Below are 1,066 nucleotides of genomic sequence, written 5' to 3'. Positions count from 1 at the left end.
CGGGCCGCCGTGCCCGTCATGTGCCGGCAGCGGCACGGCATCGTCATCGACGTCTCCTCCATGCTGGGCGCGGTCGTGGAGGCCCCGTACATGGCGGGCTACGCGATGTCCAAGGCGGCTTTGACCACGTTCGACGCCGTACTCCGGCGGGAACTGGCGCTGATGGGTGCGGACGGCGTCGACGTGTGCACGGTGCTTCCGGCCGGAGTGGACACGCCCTTCTTCCGGCACGCGGCCAACCACACGCGCCGCGACCTGCGCGCTCTTCCTCCCGTGGCCACTCCCGAGCGGGTGGCACGCGCCCTCACCGCCGTGATGCGCCGCCCGCGCCCCCGCACCCTCGTGGGCCCGTACGCACGCTCCCTGGCCCTCGCCCACGCGGTCGCGCCCGGCCTGACCCGGCGGACCATCGCGTGGCGGGTGGAACACCGCTACCTGGGCGGCGACGGCAGCGCGCCCACCGGCCAGGGCATCCTCCACCTGCCGTCCGGAGCCACGGCAGCCGTACGCGGCGGCCGCGGCAGCGGCTGGCGCACGGCGCTGCGCGGTACCGGGACGGCGGGCGGCTGCTGCTGCCTGGCGGCCCTCGGCGTCCGGGCGGCGACGCGGCGCAGGCGAGGCGTATGAGCGCGCCGGCCACGGGTAGGCGCCCGGCACCGAGCGGCCCGAGGTGGGAGGTTCCCCATGGCAGTGCAGCACCGACTGGTCCGATGCCGGCCCGACCGCGTGTGGGAGGTCCTGAGGGACGGCAGCCGGTACGCCGACTGGGTCGTCGGCACCCATGACTCGTGGGAGGACGACGGGCGGTGGCCCCAGGAGGGTGCGGCCCTGCGCTACCGGATCAAAATGGGCCCGTGGAGGTACGAGGGCCGGACCATCGTGCGCGCCTACGAACCGCCGCACCGGCTGGAACTGGAAGCCATGGCCGCCGGCCGGGTCAGCGCGCGGATCGCGATCGAGGTGCGGCCGTGGGGCGAATACACCCTGATCATCCTCGACGAACACCCGCTGCGGGGCAGGGGGAACAACTTCCACCTCGCGGCCATTGACGCGGTGGCGCAGGTGC

General features: G+C 74.6%; 2 protein-coding genes. Both read left to right on the top strand.

Annotation, left to right across the window (positions count from 1 at the left end; translation table 11 throughout):
- Positions 1 to 627, top strand: a 627-nt coding sequence (locus tag AB0B01_RS30950; protein ID WP_361726339.1) for an SDR family NAD(P)-dependent oxidoreductase, incomplete at its 5' end; no start/stop codon positions are given.
- A 57-nt stretch (positions 628 to 684) separates the two neighbouring features.
- Positions 685 to 1,066: SRPBCC family protein (locus AB0B01_RS30945; protein ID WP_361726336.1), on the top strand; the 382-nt coding region annotated here is incomplete at its 3' end.

It is taken from the genome of Streptomyces sp. NPDC044571 (genome assembly GCF_040647115.1).
In the GTDB taxonomy this organism is placed as follows: domain Bacteria; phylum Actinomycetota; class Actinomycetes; order Streptomycetales; family Streptomycetaceae; genus Streptomyces.
This window is presented reverse-complemented; position numbering and strand designations above follow the sequence as displayed.